This window comes from Rothia sp. HMSC073B08, from assembly GCF_001812975.1.
In the GTDB taxonomy this organism is placed as follows: domain Bacteria; phylum Actinomycetota; class Actinomycetes; order Actinomycetales; family Micrococcaceae; genus Rothia; species Rothia mucilaginosa.
In genome coordinates, this window is the sequence record NZ_KV811069.1 from 1 (window position 1) to 21,629 (window position 21,629).

The window sequence follows — 21,629 nt, forward strand, 5'->3', positions numbered from 1 at the left end:
TGCCTCCAACCACACTCAACTCTGAAGAGCCCGTTAACACTACATCATTAAGTTTATCATTTTCAATATTCACCCAATCATTCAAGCTGTTTAGAATCTTGCCCATAAAATCTAGATGCAAATTACTTTCCAAGAGTGGGATAATATTGTTTCTTACGTCCCTATATATAGACTTAATAATACTTTCTCCATTTACAGGATTCCATAAATCTTTTTTTGTAAATACAGGCTTTAAGTAATTCACAACCATATCAATTTTTTCATCTGGGCATCCTTTGTTTTCCAAAAAAACTCTCGTTCTTTCTAGAATTATGGTGCCATCATTACTACGCAGATTTTTGTTACTCAAAAGCTGTTCTGTATCTAGACGGGCCATACCTTCCGTTGTAAGACCAGCCATAATAAGGCCACAGAATAGATAGAGCTTCTCGTTCGTCCCTAGTAGATTTCGAATATTTTTATCATCATATATTTTTTGATGAATATTTTTGATGTGCTTTTCCAGTTCACCTTCTTTAGCATTTTTAATTTTTTCCTTCTCGGAATCAGTTAACGTCAAGTCATCAAGGTCAGAAAACAACTTATCAATATTCCGGTGCTTCATCTGCACGAAATCAAATTCACTAATCTCTTTTGGAACCTCGTTATTTTTCTTCGATACATAGTATGCTTTAATTTCTGGGTCCTTTACGACCCCATTTTCTAGCCTGAACCCATTTACTCCAATAATAATTACCTCGCTATAGGTTCCTTCTTTCAAAATTGCCAGACCATAATGCAAGGCACCATTTACGGCATACTGTTGCACAGCACGATTCTTGTCTTTTCCGCTAGAAACCATCTCAATATTACCGTCGGGAGTGAGTTTTTCGAGTTTATTTTTTCCTCCCTTAACTTCAATCATGACAGGAATATTCCTGCGATTATTATTTTCTAGCAAAAGCTGAATATCTGGATAGTTCATACCCGATCCTCCCGACTTAGAATCAGCCTGCTCAAAAGCATTCGTGATTGAGTCGTTAATTTTTTCAGTCTTGCTAAAACGACGAATTCCTAGTTCGTCTAGAAGAGACTTATAGTAGTCCTCAACTTTTTCTTCAATGCTTGCCATTGTTCCGTTCCTTTCGAATATCGCAGTTCAAAAAATCACTTATTACCAAACCAGGTTTATATAATTATTGTTTTGGAGATATCTAGAAGCTTACATAGATTCAATTAAATTAGCGGAGCCTTCTACTCGACCCAGGTAAATACTTTCTCGGGTCTCTAGAGACAACACTTGCGATACCACCACGGTATAGGTATACCACAGCCTCAACATATCAGCTTTGCGAATCGTCATTCTCTACCCTTGGCTCCAGATAACCACCCCATGCAAAAGGGACCGCAGAAGCAACAACTTCCACAGCCCCTCATCCGTATGACGCGATGCCCCTACTGCCGTTGCAACAGCACCATGACCTCGTAGTGGTCCGTATGCGGGAACATATCCAGCACGCGGCCCTGCACCGGCGCATACAACGGCATACGCTCCAAATCCTTCGCCAGAGTCACCGCGTTACAGCTCGAATACACCACGCGGTCAATACCCGAACCCTCAATCCACGCGCACAGGCTCTCACCAATACCGCGACGCGGCGGATTCACCACCAGCATCTGCGGCACCGCACCCGAAGACACCGCGAACTCCGGCGCGTCCTGCGCCGAAAAGTTCACGCCCTCCAAGCCGTACTCAGCTACCGTGCGCTGCGCCGAGGCGACCGCCTCCGCACTGATCTCAATACCCGTTACCGAGCCGCCATCCATCACCGAGGCCGCGTGCAGGGCAAAACCGCCCACGCCGCAGTACAGGTCCCACAGCGAGCGTGGAGCCACCTCACGCACCCACTCACGGCCCTGCGCATACATCGCCTCAGCGACCTTCGTGTTCGTCTGAAAGAAGCTCTGCGGGCGCAGGTGCAGGGTCAGGTCATTCACCTGCATCGGCAGGGTCTGACGCTCCGAAAGAATAATCTCCTCATCACCCTCAACGCGTGCCACCGGCTCACGCAGCAGGTTCACCGACAGCACCGCCAGGTTCGGCAGCCGCTCCTGCAGCCAGTCCATTTGGCGGCGAATCGGCACCAGAAGCTTCTTCGAACGCAACACAAAACGCACCATCAGCTCACCCGCCGCCGAAGCCGTCACCAGAATATTCTTCAGCTCACCGCGACGATTCGGAATGTCATAGGGCGTCAAATCTGCGCGCTGAATCAGCTCACGCAGCACCGGAATAGCCGCCTGAATCGGCTCCATATAGAGCGGGCATTCGCCAAGATCAGTGGACGCGCCCGTACGGTAATCCACGATGCCGAGGGTCGGGTTCTTCGCCGAACCACCCACCACGAGCTTCGCCTTGTTGCGGAAGCCCCCCTCCGCACTGGTCACCGGATCCAGCCACTGCAGCTGCGGGTACGCGGCAAGCAGGGCGCGGGCATGCTCCTGCTTCGCCTGCACCTGCGCGGTGTAGGCGGTCTCAATGCTGGGGCAGGAGGAGCAGAGGTCATCACGAAAATAGGCACATTCCATAAGGAGCCATTCTACCGCCTCCACCGCCGGGACAGGACGCATGGGCACACAAAAGCGGGGGCGGCCACCCTTCATGGGTAGCCGCCCCCGCCTCATACGGATGCGGTGTGATTATGCCGGGTTAGTTTCCAGCGGCATCTCACCACCGAAGGTCACTTCGTGCCCTTCGGATTCCATAACTTTTTGCCCCATCAGGGACAAAAAGTTATTACATCATTCCGCCCATTGCGTCCGCACCGGGAGCAGCCGCGCCAGCGGGCTCCGGCTTGTTCGCAACAACAGCCTCAGTGGTCAGGAACAGACCAGCAATAGACGCAGCGTTCTGCAGAGCCGAACGGGTCACCTTCACCGGGTCAGCAATACCAGCAGCCATCAGGTCCTCGTACTCGCCGGTTGCAGCGTTCAGGCCGGTACCAGCAGGCAGGGAACGAACGCGGTCAACCACAACGCCCGGCTCCAGGCCAGCGTTAGCAGCAATCTGCTTCAGCGGTGCGTCAATAGCCACGCGCACAATGTTCGCGCCGGTAGCCTCGTCACCGGTCAGCTCCAGCTTGTCGAAGACCTTCACGCCAGCCTGAATCAGAGCAACGCCACCACCGGGGACGATACCCTCCTCAACAGCAGCCTTAGCGTTACGCACAGCATCCTCAATGCGGTGCTTACGTTCCTTCAGCTCAACCTCAGTTGCGGCACCAGCCTTCAGCACAGCAACGCCACCGGCGAGCTTAGCCAGGCGCTCCTGCAGCTTCTCACGGTCGTAGTCAGAGTCGGAGTTAGCGATCTCTGCGCGAATCTGAGCAACGCGACCCTCGATAGCCGCTGCGTCGCCTGCACCCTCAATGATGGTGGTCTCGTCCTTGGTCACAACGACCTTGCGAGCGGAACCGAGCATATCCAGGGTTGCTGCGTCCAGGGACAGGCCAACCTCTTCGGTAATGACCTGGCCACCGGTCAAGATAGCGATATCAGCCATCTGAGCCTTACGGCGGTCACCGAAGCCCGGAGCCTTCACAGCAACAGACTTGATGGAGCCGCGCATCTTGTTCAGCACCAGCAGAGCCAGAGCCTCACCCTCAACGTCCTCAGCAACAATCAGCAGCGGCTTGCCGGACTGCATGACCTTCTCCAGGACGGGGACGAGGTCCTTCACGTTCGAAATCTTCTGGTTCACAACCAGGATGTAGGGGTCCTCCAGGACTGCTTCCTGACGCTCCGGGTCGGTCACGAAGTAACCGGACAGGAAGCCCTTGTCGAAGCGCATACCCTCAGTCAGTTCCAGGTGCAGACCGAAAGTGTTGGAGTCCTCAACGGTGATGACGCCTTCCTTGCCGACCTTCTCCATTGCCTCAGCAATGAGCTTGCCGATCTCGGCGTCGCCAGCGGAAATAGATGCGGTTGCGGCAATCTCTTCCTCGGTCTCAACTTCCTTCGCGGAGGAGAGCAGAGCCTCGGTCACAGCCTCAACAGCCTTCTCAATGCCGCGCTTGAGGCTCAGCGGGTCAGCGCCAGCAGCCACGTTGCGCAGGCCCTCGCGAACCAGTGCCTGAGCCAGAACGGTAGCGGTGGTGGTACCGTCACCTGCGATGTCGTCAGTCTTCTTAGCAACTTCCTTGACGAGCTCCGCACCAATCTTCTCGTACGGATCCTCCAGCTCGATTTCCTTCGCGATCGAGACACCGTCGTTGGTGATGGTGGGGGCGCCCCACGCCTTCTCCAGCACAACGTTGCGGCCGCGGGGGCCGAGGGTCACCTTCACTGCATCGGCGAGGGTGTTCAAACCGCGCTCAAGGCCGCGGCGTGCCTCTTCGTCAAAAGCAATGAGCTTTGCCATAAGTGTCCTCCTGGACGATCGGATTTTTTCCTTCACCCCTGCGGGTGCGGTACATCTAAAATCGGGTGGCTACCCCTCCACAACGCCCCCGTTACGGAGGCGCGGGCAGAGCAGGACATAAAACACCCGAACGCTACATCAATTGTGGCACCCGTACCGGCATGGAGCAAACGTTTAAGCCCAAGGTTGAAGGGTTAATCGCCCAGTGCTTAATCTGCGCTCATCAACCCCGTCAAAAGGGGCGTTACCGGTGTGCCCGCCGGGAGTGCGAGAGGGGTGTTAAAAGCATCAACCCCGCCCTGTGCATCGGTGGGATCGCACGGGTGGGGTTGATGAAAGTTTGTAATTACAAAGCGGCGGATGCCGGGGCCTAGCCGGTGTAATCGGAAGCCAGCACCACAATCACCTCGTGGTTGCCCATCTGCACATCGGAAGTTGCCTGACGCACCTGCGAAATGTCCAGCTTCGAGGCGATGCTCTGCGCCTGCGACTGGTAGCCCTCAGCGTAGTAGACCACGCTGGTTGCCGGTGCCGCACCCGTGTAGTTTGCCGTCTCGTTGATGGTGTAGCCGGTCAGCAGAGCCGCCGCACGAGATGCACTACCCGCCGGAGCCGCCGCATTGTAGACCGCCACAGAGATGGACTCAGCCAGACCGGTCTTCGTAGCACTTGCCGAGGCGGAAGCCTTAGCCGGCGCAGAGGACGCAGAGGCGCTTGCGGGGGCGGAGCTACTCTTCGCGGTGGACGCCGAATACTGCGGGGAGGCGGTGCGCGGCGCGTACACGTACATTGCGCCACCGATGAGCAGACCAACTACGCCTGCAGCTACCAGGGGGATAGCGCCCTTGGGGCTCTTTGCCGGGTCAGCATTGACCGCGCGGTAGGTTCCGCGGCGGGCGGTATTTTCGTCTACCTCGTCAAATTCGTCGCGGGGGTAGCTCATTTATCCTCATTTCACGGGTCTCTGTTTACCGGCTGGTACCGTACCGTCCTGCCTGGCGCATGGGCTGATGCATCGCGCGGCTACGGAAGGTGCGGTCTTGGTGTTCTAGTACCTAGAGTACCGGCTCAACTAGCGAGAACCAACGTGAACGCCCCGCAACCGGCTGTGAAAGAGACGCACACCGCACAGTGTTCAATCTCTGGTTGAACTTGAGGTGTGCGGGGCTGAAAGCAGGAGTTGGAAAGCTCGCACGACTCCCCCGATTCAAGCCCCTAGTCAGCGTCTCGACGGGCACGCAGAACGTCGATAATCTGCGGCGCCGCGGCGCGTACCCGCTTATCGTCCAGCATCACGTTCAGGCGCTGGTAGTAGGCAATCGGGGTGAATCCGGCGGCGATAATCGCCTTCTCTTTGGAGCCCTGGTGCTTGAAGCGGCGGCGCTCCACCTCAAGGATGCGGCGCTCCACCGGGGTCAGACCGCCGGGTTGGCTCCCTACTTCCTGCTGGTTCTGTGCTTCCGGCTGGTTTTCTACTTCCGCCTGGCTCTGCGCGGTTTCAGCTCGTTCCTGGTCTGACACGTTCCCTCCTCGTTCTGTCTGTAGTTCGCCTGCCGCGGCTGGCGTCTCCTAGCGTGCGTATTCGTCATCCCCTAGTCTAGAAGAGAACCCCAATCTAGAAGAGAACTTCAGTCTAGAAGAGAAGTAATCGTAGCGCGCCCGGCCCCGTCACCGTCCGGGTCGCATCAGCCCCAGGAAATTCCCCGAGGAGATTCATGAACCAGCCCCTCAGCAGCATTATGAGCGAGGATTGGGCGGCAGCCCTCGCCCCGGTCGAAGAGCAGATTCACGCCATGGGCGCTTTCCTGCGTGAGGAGCACGCGGCGGGTTACCGTACGTTCCCGCCTGCCGGCGATATTTTTAATGCGTTCCGCCGCCCCATGAGTCGGGTGAAGGTACTCATTATTGGTCAGGACCCCTACCCGACCCCCGGCAATGCGATGGGCCTGTCGTTCTCGGTGCACCGCGGTATGCCTCTGCCTCGTTCGCTGAACAATATTTACAAGGAACTTGAGGACGATCTGGGCATCGCTCCGGCTGATCACGGCGATCTGTCATGCTGGGCGGATGAGGGCATCATGCTGCTCAACAGGGTGCTGACCGTGCGCGAGTCGGATGCCGGCTCGCACCGCGGCAAGGGCTGGGAAGAGATTACCGAGTGCGCTATCCGTGCCCTAGTGGCGCGCAATCAGCCGCTGGTTGGTCTGCTGTGGGGCGCGGATGCACGCAAGTGCGCACCCATGCTGCAGCCGTACCCGAGCGTGGAGTCGGCGCATCCTTCGCCGCTGTCTGCGCATCGTGGTTTCTTTGGTTCGCGTCCGTTCTCGACAGTGAATTCTCTGCTCGTGCAGCAGGGCGCGGAGCCGGTGGACTGGACCGTTCGCTAGGCACAATACGAGAGCCTGCACCAGAGCATAGCGAAGGGGTAGTAGCTTGTGAGTTGAACTCGCAGGCTACCGCCCCTTCCCCGCATCCAATATATGCAATATCGGCTATATACCCTTGAAAAAGGGCTAAGAATCAGCCGGTTCCACGTTCCTCGGAGTCGTAAAACGCTGTAGCGCATACTGCATCGTGTAATTACCCAACGCAACACCCGAAGCCATCGCCACCACAATAGAAACCGCCGTAATCATATTCTGCATACCCAGAATCACGTCCGTCTCAACCGTCAACAGATACATGCCGCGGAAGAACGACAGACCCGGCAGCAAGAACGTAATCGCCGGAATCGAGAAGATCGCCTGGGGCACATGCAGACGGTACGCAAAATACGTGCTCAACGCACCAATCACAACCGCCGCACACGCCGTCGGACCGCGACCCGTACTCGGACCAGCAAGCAGCTCATAACTGTAATACGCCGCCAGACCGCAGCCCGTAATGACCATCAGCCACCCGACCTTCACCAGCTTCGTCTGCAAGGTAATCGCAAAGGTCGCAATCGCAATCAGGAAGAAGAACGACGCCACCAGCGGGGTTGTCGGGTCAAAACGCAACTGCTCAATATCCAGGGTCGGGCCGTTGAAAATATTGATCGCACTAACTGCGGTCGCAATGCCAACCACCAGGCCCAAGAAGCTCATACCCGTAGACACGAAACGACCCGCAGCCGTCACCGGGAAGCCATTAATCGCGTCCTGCACGGCACCCACCAGGCGCGGAGTCGGCAAGAACATAATCATGCCCGCAGCCACCACCAGAGGCGCCGAAATCGCTTCCCCCTGACGCTGCAGCACCGAAAGAATAGATCCCTCACCGCCCAGCCAAATCGCCAAGAAGGTCATCAGACCAGCACTAGCAGCCATACGGAAGAACGCCGGAATACCAATCGAACTCAACCACTGAATCAGCAGGTACACGGGAATAAAGATAATCGCCGCACTCAACGCCGTCGCAAAACTTGCACCCAGCGCCGCCGTCAGGGTTCCGGCACACGCCAGGTTCGCCAACCACACCACCAGAGGCGGGAACGGCTTGGGGCGGGGGGTAATCTGGTTCAGCTTCAAATCAGCCATTTCCAGGGTCATACCACCGCGAGTAATCTTGTAGATTAGGCCGTACACCTCGGAGAGCGCCTCATAGTTCTCAGTGGAGGAACGCACCACACGCACCAGGGTATGGGTGAAGCGCTCCTCAGCGTTCGCATTGCGCTTGGCGATGCGGGACTCCATGTAAATATCGGGGTCCGAAGTGTAGTTGATGGTCACCGACTGGTTCGTAATATCGACTTCCACCGAGTCCAGTCCGTACGCCGAAGATACCGCAATAATCGCAGAGTCCACGTCCATTGCGTCCGCGCCGTAGTGGAACATCGCCTCCGCCAGGCGCAGGGTGAAGTTCAGAGTATCGCGGGCGTACTCCTTCTCACGACGGAACGCCTCACGACGCTCATGCTCCTCAGAACGGATAGTAGGCACGAACTGGCGCTGCGCGATGCGCTGGGCACCGCGCGGGGCGGCGGGTGCCGCCTCCTCAGTGCGCACGAAGGAGCGGAAGCGACGCGAACCCCAGCGACCACCGCTACCGCGCCCAAACAGGCCGCGAGAGCCGCCCTCAACCAGCGGTACGGAGGTGGTGGGCATCGAGACAGGCCCGGTCTTCGGCATTGCGGTAGGATCCGCGCCGAAGCGGCGGGCTGCGTGAGAGTTGGGCACCTGCGGAATCATGCCGGTCATGGGCACCGGCTGGGAGGGGCGAGTCAGCGCCGCCTCAGTTACCAAGTTGCTGGATGTGACGGGGTTAGGGTCCTCACGGTACGCATCCAGGTCGTCATCAGGCACGAGGGAGGGGTCAATGACGGTGCGCGCCCCATGATCGTGCTCGTGGGGGCACAGTTCCGGGCCACAATCGGGCTCTGCGGTCTCCTGCGGGGTAATGACCATGTCGGCAGCAGCTTCCTGGAGCACCTCACTCACTGCTTCTGCCTTAACGGTGCCCTCGGGGTTCTTCGCGGAGGCGGCATGCTGAGCCAGCACGCGGCGCAATTTCTCGTCTGTGACCTGGTCTAGTGAAACCAGGGGAAAACCGCGTTTGCCGGCGATGTAGCCCGCGGTGGTATTCTGCTCGCTTCCTTCCGTTGCGGCAGTGTTTGCTTCGCCTGCATGCGAAGCTTCCCGCGATGTGGGGGTCGCGGGGGTGTTCCTCGATTCTGCCAATGTCCCTCCCAGATAGACAGTGCCTTTTTAGTCTAACAAGGGCACGATTCTGCGGTAGCACTGAAGAGCAGAAATATCACTTTTCTGCCCGGTGATTTTGTGAGCAAAAGCGCTCTGCGGAACTTACGGCAGAAAGATTCATTGATATGAAGAGAAATCCAGGTCACTACTGTACAGAAGATATTTTGGGAGATATTTCTAGAGCTATTTTCGAGGAAAAATAAAGGTTATATGTACATTAAGATTTGCAGAGAAATATCCCCCACCTACCCCCACTCGCACCTCAATAAGAAATGAATTATTCATAACAAAAAAAATATCCCGCCACCGAAGTGACGGGATATTCACGCTTTAAGGCTGTAGCCTTCACAGCATCCGAAGCGCACCGCTCGGGGTCACTTCAGAGGCGAAAGTCAATTACTCAGCGTCGTGGTCGGTCTCGAGGATCTTAACCAGCGAGTCCAGAGCCTCTTCAGCACCTTCACCCTCAGCGCGCAGGACAACAACGTCGCCGTGCTTTGCACCCAGGGACATCAGGGACAGAATCGATGCAGCGTCCATAGCCTCATCTGCGGGCTCGCCCTTAGCTGCGATGGTGACCTCGACGGGGAGGTCGCCGGCTGCCTCAGCGAAGATAGCTGCCGGACGTGCGTGCAGGCCAACACGGCTTGCAATAGTGGCTTCGCGCTCTGCCATTATGTTTCTCCTTTGATCAAGGAACCGAAATATATCAGTACCTATTCTAAATGAACGGGGCGCTTCAGGACCCGCCCTTACTCTATAAATTGTACCGTTCAGCCATACGCTAACAAGTACCAAAAATGCCGGATGCAGAAATAAAACTCTACACCCGGCATTTTCATAGACTCAGGCACCGCCCAGCACACCCCATCAAGAAGCGGCAGGCAGCCCCGAAATCGTTTTAAGGCTTAGAGGCCCAGCTCGTCCAGAATCGGCAGAGCCTTGCGTGCGCTCTCCTTCGCCTCAGCAGAAGAAATCTGCTGCAGAGCGATAGCCGCAATCTGCTGTGCCTTCTCCTTGGTCACGGACTTCAGAACCGCAGCCACAGCGGGAATAGCGCCAGCGTTCATGGACAGGGTGTCAACGCCCAGACCAATCAGAACAACAGCCAGAGCCGGATCAGCAGCAGCCTCACCACAGACGCTCACGTACTTCTTCTTACCCGCGGTGACCGATGCACGCTGAGCACCCTCAACGGTCATCTTGATCATCTTCAGCACTGCAGGCTGCCAGGGGTTGTTCAGGTGCGCCAGGTCGCCCAGCAGGCGGTCAGCCGCCATGGTGTACTGGGTCAGGTCGTTGGTACCAATGGACACGAAGTCGACCTCGCCCAGGATTGCCTCAGCGTTCATCACAGCTGCGGGGGTCTCAACCATCACACCGTGAACGGGCAGGCCAATCTCCTTGAGCATGTTCGCGAAGTTGCGTGCCTCGGAGGTGGTCGAAATCATCGGAGCCATAACCCAGATGTCAGCGTCGGAGTCCTCAGAAGCAGCCTTAATAGCCTCCAGCTGGCGGGTCAGAACGCCCGGAACGGTCCAGTCAGTACGGAAGCCACGAACACCCAGTGCGGGGTTCTCTTCGGGGTTCACGTTCAGGAACGGCAGGGGCTTGTCAGCGCCAGCGTCCAGGGTACGAACCACAATGTGCTTGCCAGGGAATGCGTCAAACACGGATTTGTAGGTCTTAGCCTGAGTCTCGATAGAAGGCTCAGAGTCGTGGCCCAGGAAGCCGAACTCGGTGCGCAGCAGGCCAACACCCTCAGCCTTCAGGCTTGCAGCCTTCTCAGCGGACTTGCCGTCACCAACGTTTGCGTACAGCTCGACGCGGGTGCCGTCAGCCAGCACACCCTGACCGTCGAAGTCAGCGACGGGCTTACGGTTTGCGTACTTGATTGCTGCCTCACGGTCAGCGTCGGTGGGCTCGGTGTCAACGATGCCTTCGTTGGATTCCACGTAGACGATGGTGCCGTCAGCAATGTCGGTCACGCCCTTAGCCGCCACAATAGCGGGCAGGCCCAGGCCGCGAGCCAGAATAGCGGTGTGTGCCTGGGGGCCACCGTCAGAGGTGATCAGAGCGATAACCTTCTCAGGGTCCAGAGTCGCGGTGTCAGCCGGTGCCAGGTCAATAGCAGCCAGGATGAACGGCTCGTCAGAAACGGGGATGCCGGGGGCCTGCTGGCCGGTCAGCTCAGCAACGATGCGGGCACGCACGTCGTGGATGTCGGTGACGCGCTCAGCCATGTAGCCGCCCAGAGCAGCCATCTGGTCAGCGAAGGAGGTTGCAGCCTCCCAGATTGCGCGCTCGGGAGCCATCTCCTGAGTCTCAACCAGCTTGATAGCGCTCTTAATCAGTGCACGGTCGGTAGCCATCTGAGAGGTAGACTTCAGAACAGCCTTGCCGTCACGGCTAGCGTGCTCTGCACGAGCGAGCAGGTCTTCCTTCACGCGGACCGAAGCGTCCTTGATGCGCTGCGCTGCAGCCTCAGCGGTCTCACCGCTCAGACGCAGACCATCCTTGGGTTCCTCGATGGGCTTAGGCATCTGAAGAACGGGGCCAATAACGCGGCCGGCGTATACGCCGACGCCCTTGTAGGTAGTCATAAATTCATGTCCTATCTGTGGTTTGTCTACAGTGTAACGTGTTTTTTCACGCTCACGCTTGCAAACAGACGATCAAATGAAGGTGAGGTTATACGGCCTTTATGCGGATGCCTTAGAGCGGGCACCCAGGGACTTCAGCACCACGTACAGTAGCGCCGAAACAACGGTACCGGCAACAACAGCCGCCAGGAACATCAGCGGGTTCTGTGCCAGACCAATAATCCAAATACCACCGTGCGGAGCCGGGGAAGCCACGTGCGCACCCATGGAGATTGCACCGGCAATAGCGCCACCAACAATGGTCGAAGGAATCACGCGAGCCGGGTCAGCCGAAGCGAAGGGAATAGCACCCTCAGAGATGAAGGATGCACCCAGCAGCCACGCAGCCTTACCGTTCTCACGCTCGTTCTCGTTGAACAGCTTGGGGCGCAGGGTGGTTGCCAGAGCCATAGCCAGCGGCGGAACCATACCGGAAATAATGACGGCAGCCATGATTTCCTGGTTCACGGTCGCACCCGAGGACAGACCAGCGGTTGCGAAGAGGTAAGCAGCCTTGTTGATGGGGCCACCCAGGTCAGAAGCCATCATGGCACCCAGGATCAGACCCAGCAGCAGAGCGGAGCCACCAGACATGGAGGTCAGCCAATCCTGCAGGGTGGTCATAACCCACGCCAGGGGCGCACCGAGCAGCAGGTACATTGCCAGGCCGGCAACCAGAGAAGTTACCAGCGGGGTGATGACCACAGGCATCATCGAGCCAAGCCAGCGGGGCAGCTTCAGGGTGCCCAGAGCGTACGCAATCAGACCGGCGAGAATACCGCCAACAATGCCGCCAAGGAAGCCCGCGTTCACCGCAAGAGCCACCGAACCGGCGATGAAGCCCGGAGCAATACCGGGACGCTGAGCCAAACCGTACGCAATGTACGCGGCAAGAGCCGGAACCATCAGGCTCAGACCGAAACCGCCGATGGTCTGCAGAACAGCACCCAGGTACAGGGTCCAGTGCACGTCACCGAGGTTGAACAGGGTTGCCGAGTCGAGAATCGCCTTGGTGTTCACATCGCCAAGGTTCGGCACCGTAATTGCCTCGAAAACGAAGCCCAGGGCGACCAGAATACCGCCGGCAGCAACGAACGGAATCATGTAGGAGATACCGGTCATCACGGCCTTGTAGATGCGCGAGCCCCATGCACCTTCGGTAGCGCCTGCGCTGTCCTCACCGCTGGATGCGGCAGCGGCAACGCGTGCACCGTTGGGGTTCTCAGCCTCAGCTAGAGCCTCCGCGATCATTTCCTTAGGCTCGTCAATACCGCGCTTGACGGGAGACTCAACAAAGGGCTTACCCGCGAAGCGGTTACGCTCACGCACGTTCACGGACACCGCGAAAATCACGGCGTCTGCGGCGTCAATATCAGCCTGGGTCAGCTTCTCATTACCCGAGGAGCCCTGGGTCTCAACCTTCAGGTCGTAGCCGAGCTCTTCAGCAGCGTACTTGAGGGCGTCCGCAGCCATGTAGGTGTGAGCGATACCGGTGGGGCATGCGGTCACAGCAACAATCTTCTTCACCGGAGCCGAAGCAGCGGGGGTTTCCTGAGCGGAGGCGGCAGATGCGGCGGGCTTAGCCTCTGCCTTCTTCTCGCCCACGCCGAGCGCACCGTTGACCAGTTCAACAATCTCTTCAGCCGAGGAGGCTTCGCGCAAGGATGCGGTGAAGCTCTTCTTCATCAGGGAACGTGCCAGAGTGGAGAGCAGCTTCAGGTGAGCCTGGTCAGCGCCATCGGGTGCAGCGATGAAGAAAATCAGGTCGGCGGGGCCGTCCTTTGCACCGAAGGAAACTGCCGGGTTGGGGCGTGCCATTGCCAGGGTCGGCTCGGTGACGGCGGCGCTACGGCAGTGAGGAATCGCAATACCGCCGGGGATGCCGGTGTCAGTCTTGGATTCGCGTGCCTCGGCAGCCGCGTAGAGCTGCTCGAAGTCGGTAGCGCGTCCGGCATTTACGACTGCCTGGGCGAGCTTGGCAATTACGTCGAATCGGGTCTCGCCGAGGTTCTCGTCCAGCAGGACGAGATCTGCGGTGATCAGATCAGACATATTCCCTCCTCGGGTATGTGTTGGGGCGGGGATTCGCTCAGCGGTGCCGGGCTTCTCCCCTATATGAGTTCAAAGTGTGCGCAGTGTGTGTTGAGTGTGCAGCGTGCGGATATGTGTGTACATATGCGCACAGCACCCCATCTTATATTCCCTTCTGAGAATAAAAGCTGGAGGTGCGAAAACAGCCCGAATTAGAGCTGCAGCTGACGAACAGTGACCTTCTCAGGAGTGGTCTGCTCCAGCGAAGGCATGCGGGTACCGGGCAGAGCAGCAGCAGCCGAACCGTGAGCTACCGCCTGAACCAGGCAACCGGGGGCATCCTCACCACGGGTGTGAGCAATCAAGAAACCGGACAGCGACGAGTCACCGGCACCCACAGTGCTACGAACCTGAATCGGCTCGTGCACAGCGTGCCAGATACCCTGCTCAGTGACCAGCACTGCGCCGCCGCCGCCGAGGGTGGCAAGCACGTACTCGATGCCGTCGCCGAGCAGCTTCTGGGCGGTGCGGGCGGTCAGCTCGGGACTAGCCTCCAGCTCCTCCCAGTTATCGCTACCGGTCAGCTGAGCCAGCTCCTCCGAGTTGGGCTTAATCAGGGTGGGCTTGTGCTCACCGGCGACGGTCGCAATCAGCGGCGCCTCAGAGGTATCAATAGCAATCTTGCCCTCGTAGCCGGAGGCGCGCAGTGCCGCCACCAGCTCGGAGTAGTAGGTCGGTTCCAGACCCGGAGGCAGCGAACCAGCCAAAACCACCCAGTCGGCACCCTTGGAACGCTCAACCACCAGCTCGTCCAGCTTCTGACGTAGTTCAGCATCAAAAACGGTGCCGGGGGCGTTCAGCTTGGTGGTGGTGCCGTCCGGGTCAACCACGGTGATGTTCGAACGAATCGGCTCGCCGGTGGGCAGGTTAGCGAACTCGACGTCCACAGCCTGCAGTGCGGTCAGCACCGGGTCGGTTGCTTCACCGGGCACAATGGCGAGGGTCGGCACACCGGAAACCTGCAGGGCACGCGAAATATTCACGCCCTTGCCGCCGGGATCCTGTACGGCACCGACAGCACGCTGCACGGCACCGTGAGCCAAAGGCGCACCCAGTTCAATGGTGCGGTCCAGGCTGGGGTTTGCAGTCAGAGTAATAATCATTAGGCAATCACAATCTCAACGTTTGCGGCCTCAAGTGCCTGACGGAGGGCACCTTCGGGCTCGCGATCGGTAATGAGGGTGTCAATATCCTCGAATCCAGCGAAGCGGACCAGAGATTCCTGACCGAACTTCGCAGAGTCACAGAGCAAGACCACGCGACGAGCAGACTTGCAGATCGCGGTCTTGACAATGGCTTCGTTCATGCCGGGGGTGGAGATGCCGAAATGCGCTTCAATGCCATTGGCACCGATGAACGCAATGTCGGGGCGCATGGTGCCGAAGTGCTCTGCGGCGCGTGCACCAACAGCAGCCCAGGTCATCTTGCGCAGCTGGCCACCGACCAGCTCGAGGGTGACGCCTTCGGCTTCGGCGAGCTTGACTGCAATGTGCAGTGCATGGGTGATGACGATGCGGTCATTGCCGGTCTTGAGGCTGAAGTTCTCAGCGCCGATGTGGTCGGCGAGAATTTCGATGGTGGAGCCTGCGTCCAGGACGATGGAGCCCGCCTCGGAGTCGCGCAGCATCTGGTATGCCTTGGTGGCGATGCGGCGCTTTTCGGGGGTGTTCATGCCCTGTCGGGAGGAGATGGAGGACTCCAGGGAGGTGGACTGCTCAATGGTGACAGCACCACCGTGGACACGGCGGAGCTTACCTGCCTCTTCCAGTGCGGCGAGGTCACGACGCACGGTCTCCATGGTCACATCGTAACGGCGCGCAAGGTCAGCGCCGTTGACACGACGTGCGGAGGCAACAAGCTTTGCAATTTCGGCACGGCGTTCTTCTGCGAACATAAATCTGGTGTTCCTTTGGGCTAGTGGGAGGAAATCTGTGCGTTCTTTTCTGTGCTCTGCTCGGCTTTTATAACCGTGAGAGACATGGTTTCAGTGAGCCAGCAGAACACTTGAGGGTAATACTTGATTTTATGTGGGTTTTTGTGGGTAAGTCAATATAAAACGCTGTATTTACCGGAATATTACCCGAATGTTCCCTACAGAAACCACACTATATCGGAGGTCACTGCCTGTTTATGTCTGTTTGACCTAATGAACTGTTGGGTTTTCCCGCTCCCCCCTCATCCGCACAGTATCCAACACCTACACGGCGCCCTCACAGGGTAAAAAGTGGAGGCGCCAGCTCCGAAAATCCTCAGCGAGAATCCTCGAAACCAGCGCCTCCACCGGGCACAAAACTTTATTTACCTTGACGCTCACGACGTTCACGACGCCAACGATGCACGCCCAAAGCACCCGCCGCACCCAGCAGGGCACCCGAACCGTTCATCAGCACATCCACCGGATCGCCGGTACGATCAGGCATGAAACTCTGGATCGTCTCAATGCAGGCGCTGACCAAAAATCCCGAGTACAGCACGTGCGGGCGAGCCTTCGGTTTGAGTAGCAGGGCGAAAAGAAAACCGCCCGGAATGAACATGATGACGTTCGAGAGCTGCTCGATGCTCGAATAGGTGATGAACGCAGGCAGCCACCCCTCGGCGTGGCCGGTATCCAGCAGCTGCGCCAGGCGGCCTCCCATCTCGTTATCGTCCACGTGCACGGGGGCGAACACGATACTCGCCACCACCGCGCAGTACAGCGCCGTGACCGGCCAGAGAATCAGCCGCCATACGCGAGCGCCAGACCAACCTTTACCAAACAAGGCGACCCACCTCGTCGAACTGCTTGGTCGAATCCCACGCGAACAGGCCCGGCACGTCAATCGTGAGCGGTTCGGCGTTCGGCACGGTCACGGTCCACTCTTCACCGGCTGCGGCGGAGAGGGCGCGGCGAATGAAGCTGCCGTGGCTGACGGCAATAATCTTCTGGTCGCCGGAGTCTTCTGAGAGTTCACGCACGATATTGCGCAGGGTACGCACCGCGCGGATGTACACGTCGCGTTCGGATTCCACGTTCGGGTAGTAGCGTTCGGGGGCGCGGCGTTCGGGGGCGGGAATGTCCAGGCCCTCACCGGCACCGTAGGCGCGTTCCACCAGCTCGGGGTAGGTCTTGTGCACCTGCAGATCGAAGTGCTCACCGACCAGCTGCGCCGTCTCGTAGGCGCGAGACAGCGGCGAGGACACCAGCACGGTGAACTCCAGACCCATGTCGGCGAGCTTCTTGCCGGTGGTGCGTGCCTGCTCGCGACCGGTGTCATTGAGCGGAATGTCGGTGATGCCCTGCATCAGGTTCGCCTTGTTCCAGTCGGTCTGGCCGTGACGAATCAGGGTGAGGGTCGTGTTCTCGGCGCCCGCCGGTACTTCCTCGGGGCCCAGCTCAGGTTCCAGATGCTGCACAACCAGGCGGTCGATTGCGTTGTCCAGGTACTGCAGGGGCACCTCGGTCAGGGAGGCGTTTACCGGGATCGGGTAGATGCCGTCCTCGTTGAGCAGTTCGGGATGGCGTTCAGCGACCAGGGCGGTCATGGTCATGGCAATCAGCATGCCGTGCGCGGCGACCACAACGGTCTGACCCTCGTATTCGCGGCGGACGCGGTTCAGCGCCGCGAGGGAGCGGGCGAGGAAGTCCTTCTTCGGTTCCACATTGAAAGCATTGTTGGACTGGCGGGAGGCGAGGATCAGCTCGCGGGTAGCAATCTGCCCTTCCAAGTCGCCAAAGGAACGTTCCTGGAAGCCGTCAACGGCACCGCGGTAGGGTACGCCCAGGCCTTCGGCTACGATTTCGGCGCTTTCTACGGCGCGGGAGAGCGGCGAGGAGACGATAGCGTCCACGGTGGTGCCTTCAGCTGCTGCCTGCTTCAGGGCGCCGATAGCGGTGCGGACCTGTTCTCTGCCGGTGTCGTTGAGGGGGATGTCGGTGCCGCCCTGGAAGCGGTGGTCAATGTTCCAGTCGGTCTGGCCGTGGCGTAGGAAGATGATGCGGGTTCCTGCCTCGGGGTCGGCTACCGGAGTGATGATGGGGGTGTTCTGTGCGTCGGTCATCCTTCTAGTATGGCACTGCCTCCATGCAGTTCAAGGCCGCCGCGCAGTTCAAGGCCTCGGTGCAGTTCAAGGGGTGCGCGGCTTATCCCTTCTGCTGAGGCGCACTCATACCGCGGTATGAGCTGCGGGGTGGTTGAGCACCCGGTCGGGCGAATTTTTTCAGGGTTTTCCCATATTTTTCAGCCCCCAGACGGAGGGGTGAGCTGCCGAGAAGCTGAGATGATAGAAGAGTACTTCCGTTAGTTCATACCCAATGAAGGTTGTCATGACGCAGAATCCTCAATCTCAGAACCCGCAGTTCCAGGCTCAGAACCCGTACTCAATGACCCCTCCGCAGGCGGCGCAGCCTGCCGGTCAGTATTCCGCTCAGCAGGGTCAGCCTAACCAGCAGAGCCAGGCGGGCTACTATCAGGGCCAGCCGCAGGGCTACCCGGCTCAGGCACCTCAGCAGATGCAGCAGGCGCCCTTCGCGCGCGGCGCGATTATTTCTGCCCGTAACCTGCACAAGTCGTACGGCAATAACCCGGTGCTACGTAACGTGAGCCTGGATATTTTCCCCGGTGAGTCCGTGGCGATTATGGGTCCTTCCGGTTCCGGTAAGACCACCCTGTTGCACGCGCTCTCGGGCATTATCAAGCTCGATGCCGGTTCTGTGCTGTTCAACGGCCCGACCGGTCAGGTGGCGGTGGAGTCCCTCAGCGAGCGTGAGCGCACCTCCCTGCGCGCTAACTCGTTTGGTTTCGTGTTCCAGCAGGGTCTGCTGGTTCCCGAGCTGACCGCGGAGGAGAATGTCTCCCTCGCCGCGATGATTGCCGGTGTTCCCCGCCAGCAGGCGCGTTCCATTTCGGCTGATCTGTTGAACCGTCTGGGTTTGGGGCAGATGCTGGACCGCCGTATGGGTGAGATGTCCGGTGGTCAGGCTCAGCGTGTGGCGATTGCCCGCTCCCAGGTGAACGGTGCCCCCGTGACTTTCGCGGATGAGCCGACCGGCGCACTGGATTCGAAGACCGCGCGTGAGGTGATGGCTCTGCTGCTGACCATGATTCCGCAGCAGGGTAAGACTCTGCTGGTGGTGACTCACGACCCGAACGTGGCGGCGGCGTGCTCCCGCGTGGTGTACCTGCAGGACGGCCAGATTGTGAGCGATCAGCGCAATAACCAGGGCGGTGTTCCCGCTTCCCAGAACCACGCTCAGAACCTCGGCGCTCAGTCTCAGGCAGGTGCATAATGCAAATCTATGCTCTACTCGCCAAGCGAACCCTATGGAGTTCGCAGGCGATTCTTCCCGTACTGGCTTTTGCCGCCTCCTCGGCACTGTTTTTGACGGTTGCCGGTGGTGTTCAGGCGCTGAGCACGTGGCTTGAGCACGCCAACGTTGACCACGAAATGATCAACCTGATGGGCATTCAGAAGCTCTACATGGGTTTGGCGTGGGTTGCCGCTCTGGTGCTGATTGTTCCGCTCTTTACCCTGGGCGCTTCGGCTGCTCGTTTGAGTGCCCGCCGCCGTGATGAGCGTCTGGCGTCCCTGCGTCTGATTGGTGCCTCCACAACCCTGATTGTGGGTCTGTCTGTTGCGGACGCGCTGGTGTACTCTCTTGTGGGTTTCATCATCGGTCTGTTGCTTTACCTGGTGCTGATTTTCCCCTTTGGCGCTTTGCACTTCATGAACGTTCCGCTGGGTGCTGAGAATATGCTCCTGCCGGTGAGCGTGATTTTCTACTGCTTCCTGGGCTGTATGGTTCTGGCGGCTCTTAGCTCCCTCTTCGGTCTGGCGAAGGTCAGCATCAGCCCGCTGGGTGTGCGTACCCGCGCGAAGGCTGGTTCCGCCGGTTACATTGCTCTGGGTATCGGTGTTGTTCTGGTCATCGCCGTGATGATTCTGGCTTCGACCTCGAAGGGTTTTAGCATGTTCTCACCCTTCCAGGACGGCGGTGCCGATAGCGCGATTAAGAACCTAGCGATTTTCATTGCTCTGCCGGGTCTGCTGATGATGGTTGCTATCGACCTGATTGGTACCTTCCTGGTGTGGGCATACGCAAAGATTCGTGTGCGCATGACCCAGAAGGCGTCGGTTCTGCTGGGTTACCGTGCGGTGCTAGAGTCCCCGCGCGGGGCGTGGCGTCAGGTTTCGGGTGTGGCGCTGTCGACCTTCTTGGTGACCTTCTTCGGCCCCATCCTGATTCTGGCGGGTGAGATGAACAAAACGGCGAAGGAGGTAGGCCCCGCCGCCGGCCCCTTCATGACCATCATGTCGGACATGTTCCAGGGCATGCTGCTCATGCTGTTCTTCTCGTACCTGCTGGTCACCCTCTCCGCAGTGTTGAACCAGAGCGCCGCCATTTACGAGCGTGGTTCGCTGTACTCTTCGCTGAATATGATGGGTACCCCCACGAGGATGTTGCAGGCTTCGCGCCTTACCGTGGTTTTCGGTCCGCTGGTGCTCATTAGCGTGGTTTCTGCGCTACTGGGTCTGCCGCTGACGGCGTTGATTGCGGCGCAGGGTCTTTCCGGTGAGATTCTGGCGAAGATGTTCGGTCTGACCTTCGGCGCTATTGCGCTGGGTCTGGTACTGGTCTATGCGGGCCTGCTGGCAACCATTCCATTTATGCGTCAGGTGACTCATAAGCCGGTGTCCGCTCTCTAAGCTGTACGGTTGCTACCCTCCCGTTGCGTTCTCTCAGGATGCGGCGGGAGGGTTTCTTCATGTGGTTTTCCGTCCCGCCCGGTCTTTCGTTCCGTGGGCGAGGCGCAACCCCGCATGTTTTCTCACGCACCGGGCCACCGCTTCCATAGCCTCAAGCCCTGTGAGAGACTGACATTATGTTTGAACACACAGTACCCTCCGATTGGTTCCCCCGCTGCGCAATCTTCGACTGCGACGGCATCCTCCTCGACTCCGAGACCGTCTGGAACGATGTGCAGCGTGAGCTTTTCGCCCGCTGGTCTGTTCCCTTCACCGAGGAGGTCGAGCACCGCCTCACCGGCCTGGCGGCAGCCGACGTCGCCGAGGAGCTTGCCCTGCTCTCCTACGAGGCGCAGAACGGCCAGAAGCCGAATGTTGCCTCCGCAGAGTACGCCGAGCACCATGAACGCGTGATGAAGGACCTGCTCACCACCGAGCACGAGGTCATCAGCTCCGGCGTGGACCTGATTGAGGGTGCGCAGAAGTTCCTGGGCTTCCTGAGCGAGCACATGCCGGTTGCGGTGGCGTCGAACTCCACCGCGAACATTCTGACCCTGAAAATGGAAAGCTACGGTTACGCCCCGGTGGTGCGCACCTGGGTCAGCAGCAACGACGTTCCGGCCGGTAAGCCCGCCCCGGACATGTACCTGGAGGCGGCACGTCGCCTCGGCTTTGAAGGTCACGAGGCGCTGGCGTTCGAGGACTCCCCCGCGGGCGCGCAGGCGGCACGTGACGCCGGTACAAAGGTCATGATTTACGTTCCGGAAGGCACCGACCCGGCAAAGGCACCGGCCGGTTTTGGGCGCTTCGATTCGTTCAATGACCCGCAGCTCTGGGAGGCGGCACGCACCTGGATCGCCAAGCTTGAGGCGGCACAGCAGTCTGAGGCATAGCAGTCTATGGCGACGCAGAACTAAGCACGTACCGCAGACGCCTCACCGCGCCACCGCCTCACCTGATAGGCAGCATCAAGAAAGACCCCCGGCCCGCTCCTCAAGGAGCAGACCGGGGGTCTTCTATGCTTATCAGCTGCCTCTCTAGCACCCGCTCTTGTAGCCCTTTGACGGCTCTTCAGAGTTGAGTGTGGTTGGAGGC

Annotated in this window: 17 protein-coding genes; 4 read left to right on the forward strand and 13 right to left on the reverse strand. The window is 58.6% G+C overall.

The window, feature by feature from the left end; genetic code table 11:
* The 5 genes from HMPREF2884_RS05100 to HMPREF2884_RS05120 form a co-directional block, all read right to left on the reverse strand.
* Window positions 1-1,111, reverse strand: a 1,111-nt coding sequence (locus tag HMPREF2884_RS05100; RefSeq protein ID WP_210398941.1) for a hypothetical protein, incomplete at its 3' end; no start/stop codon positions are given.
* A gap of 323 nt (window positions 1,112-1,434) precedes the next feature.
* The gene (gene rlmC, locus HMPREF2884_RS05105; RefSeq protein ID WP_070616131.1) at window positions 1,435-2,568 is read right to left on the reverse strand and encodes a 23S rRNA (uracil(747)-C(5))-methyltransferase RlmC; all 1,134 of its coding nucleotides are present in this window, start codon (window positions 2,566-2,568) and stop codon (window positions 1,435-1,437) included.
* A gap of 208 nt (window positions 2,569-2,776) precedes the next feature.
* Window positions 2,777-4,399, reverse strand: a complete 1,623-nt coding sequence (groL, locus tag HMPREF2884_RS05110) for a chaperonin GroEL (protein WP_049346117.1) — start codon at window positions 4,397-4,399, stop codon at window positions 2,777-2,779.
* A gap of 370 nt (window positions 4,400-4,769) precedes the next feature.
* Window positions 4,770-5,342 carry a LytR C-terminal domain-containing protein gene (locus HMPREF2884_RS05115; RefSeq protein WP_049353953.1) on the reverse strand — a complete coding sequence of 191 codons (573 nt, stop codon included), beginning with the start codon at window positions 5,340-5,342 and terminating at the stop codon, window positions 4,770-4,772.
* Between the two features lie 272 nt (window positions 5,343-5,614).
* Window positions 5,615-5,920 carry a DUF3263 domain-containing protein gene (locus HMPREF2884_RS05120; RefSeq protein ID WP_049348969.1) on the reverse strand — a complete coding sequence of 102 codons (306 nt, stop codon included), beginning with the start codon at window positions 5,918-5,920 and terminating at the stop codon, window positions 5,615-5,617.
* Window positions 5,921-6,114: 194 nt separating this feature from the next.
* Between HMPREF2884_RS05120 and HMPREF2884_RS05125 the strand changes: the two genes are divergently transcribed.
* Complete coding sequence (locus tag HMPREF2884_RS05125; RefSeq protein WP_049353955.1) at window positions 6,115-6,786, forward strand: uracil-DNA glycosylase; 672 nt, start codon at window positions 6,115-6,117, stop codon at window positions 6,784-6,786.
* Window positions 6,787-6,912: 126 nt separating this feature from the next.
* Here the strand turns inward: HMPREF2884_RS05125 and HMPREF2884_RS05130 are convergent, their stop codons facing one another.
* The 8 genes from HMPREF2884_RS05130 to HMPREF2884_RS05165 all read right to left on the reverse strand — a co-directional run bounded on the left by HMPREF2884_RS05130 (window position 6,913) and on the right by HMPREF2884_RS05165 (window position 17,849).
* Entirely contained in the window at window positions 6,913-9,057 is a 2,145-nt protein-coding gene (locus tag HMPREF2884_RS05130; protein ID WP_070616132.1) for a threonine/serine exporter family protein, read from the reverse strand.
* Between the two features lie 417 nt (window positions 9,058-9,474).
* On the reverse strand, window positions 9,475-9,753 hold the full coding sequence (locus tag HMPREF2884_RS05135) for an HPr family phosphocarrier protein (protein WP_005504506.1): 279 nt from the start codon (window positions 9,751-9,753) through the stop codon (window positions 9,475-9,477).
* A 233-nt stretch (window positions 9,754-9,986) separates the two neighbouring features.
* The gene (ptsP, locus tag HMPREF2884_RS05140; RefSeq protein WP_070616134.1) at window positions 9,987-11,681 is read right to left on the reverse strand and encodes a phosphoenolpyruvate--protein phosphotransferase; all 1,695 of its coding nucleotides are present in this window, start codon (window positions 11,679-11,681) and stop codon (window positions 9,987-9,989) included.
* Window positions 11,682-11,780: 99 nt separating this feature from the next.
* The gene (locus tag HMPREF2884_RS05145; protein WP_070616136.1) at window positions 11,781-13,772 is read right to left on the reverse strand and encodes a PTS fructose transporter subunit IIABC; all 1,992 of its coding nucleotides are present in this window, start codon (window positions 13,770-13,772) and stop codon (window positions 11,781-11,783) included.
* Window positions 13,773-13,963: 191 nt separating this feature from the next.
* A complete protein-coding gene (locus tag HMPREF2884_RS05150; protein ID WP_005508167.1) occupies window positions 13,964-14,914 on the reverse strand; it encodes a 1-phosphofructokinase family hexose kinase in 951 nt (316 codons plus the stop codon).
* Window positions 14,914-15,705 (reverse strand): DeoR/GlpR family DNA-binding transcription regulator, encoded by a 792-nt coding sequence (locus HMPREF2884_RS05155; RefSeq protein WP_049353963.1) that lies wholly within the window; start codon window positions 15,703-15,705, stop codon window positions 14,914-14,916. Before HMPREF2884_RS05155 ends, HMPREF2884_RS05150 begins: the two co-directional genes overlap by 1 nt.
* Window positions 15,706-16,105: 400 nt before the next feature.
* Window positions 16,106-16,570, reverse strand: coding sequence for a VanZ family protein (locus HMPREF2884_RS05160; RefSeq protein WP_049358374.1), 465 nt, complete (start codon window positions 16,568-16,570; stop codon window positions 16,106-16,108).
* Window positions 16,560-17,849 carry a histidine phosphatase family protein gene (locus HMPREF2884_RS05165; protein ID WP_070616138.1) on the reverse strand — a complete coding sequence of 430 codons (1,290 nt, stop codon included), beginning with the start codon at window positions 17,847-17,849 and terminating at the stop codon, window positions 16,560-16,562. The genes HMPREF2884_RS05160 and HMPREF2884_RS05165 overlap by 11 nt, the downstream gene beginning before the upstream one ends.
* 265 nt (window positions 17,850-18,114) lie before the next feature.
* Here HMPREF2884_RS05165 and HMPREF2884_RS05170 point away from each other — a divergent pair, with 265 nt between their 5' ends.
* The 3 genes from HMPREF2884_RS05170 (at window position 18,115) to HMPREF2884_RS05180 (ending at window position 21,427) form a co-directional block, all read left to right on the forward strand.
* Window positions 18,115-19,077 (forward strand): ABC transporter ATP-binding protein, encoded by a 963-nt coding sequence (locus tag HMPREF2884_RS05170; RefSeq protein ID WP_070616144.1) that lies wholly within the window; start codon window positions 18,115-18,117, stop codon window positions 19,075-19,077.
* Window positions 19,077-20,495, forward strand: coding sequence for an FtsX-like permease family protein (locus tag HMPREF2884_RS05175; RefSeq protein ID WP_070616140.1), 1,419 nt, complete (start codon window positions 19,077-19,079; stop codon window positions 20,493-20,495). Before HMPREF2884_RS05170 ends, HMPREF2884_RS05175 begins: the two co-directional genes overlap by 1 nt.
* Window positions 20,496-20,671: 176 nt before the next feature.
* Window positions 20,672-21,427 carry an HAD family hydrolase gene (locus HMPREF2884_RS05180; protein ID WP_070616142.1) on the forward strand — a complete coding sequence of 252 codons (756 nt, stop codon included), beginning with the start codon at window positions 20,672-20,674 and terminating at the stop codon, window positions 21,425-21,427.
* The last annotated feature ends 202 nt before the right edge of the window (window positions 21,428-21,629 follow it).